The organism is Pseudoalteromonas sp. SWN29, from assembly GCF_015864465.1.
Classification (GTDB): Bacteria; Pseudomonadota; Gammaproteobacteria; order Enterobacterales; family Alteromonadaceae; genus Pseudoalteromonas.
The window spans coordinates 1-560 of sequence record NZ_JADYXE010000175.1; the positions used below are offsets into that span (position 1 = coordinate 1).

Annotated in this window: 1 protein-coding gene; it reads left to right on the forward strand. The window is 42.3% G+C overall.

Annotated features, from left to right (window positions below):
* On the forward strand, positions 1–198 hold a 198-nt coding region (locus I6F53_RS20730), incomplete at its 5' end, for a hypothetical protein (protein WP_231616666.1).
* Positions 199–560 lie beyond the last annotated feature (362 nt).

The window sequence follows — 560 nt, forward strand, 5'->3', positions numbered from 1 at the left end:
CAGAAATCTATGCCTATCTACGAACGTATGGAGGAGATTTACACTCTCCGTAGGTTGGAATTAGTGTGGTTAATCATGGTCAAAATATGTGGAGAATTTGGGAGAAACTCACCTTTTGATGATTTTGATAGAAAACTCGTGTGCTATAGCACGCTATTTTGGCTTCGAAATGGGCATCCGGCGGCTCCGAAAAAATAATAAAACTAAAATACGGCAAAATTCATTGGATAATGTAGCCATCAACCAAATATTACTAGACTACCAATCACGAGCAAAAACGACGCCAAAGGCATCTCGCAAAATGGAGATCTCAATTAAAAGTTTCCGACGGGAAATATTTCCTAAAATGGCAAAAATGGCATTTTGAAGGCCAAAACAGCCCCGGATGACCGTGGAACGGCTGATTCCATGACGAAGCAGTGGGTTTTATCCGTTGGGGCATTTCCAGTCAAACTAGGGTACCCCCACCTTTCCAGGGTCAAATTTCCCATGCCCCGGGAATCTTGTTAGGCCTATATTACTGTTCCAGGAATTTATGACTATCTGCGAATGTATAGAGG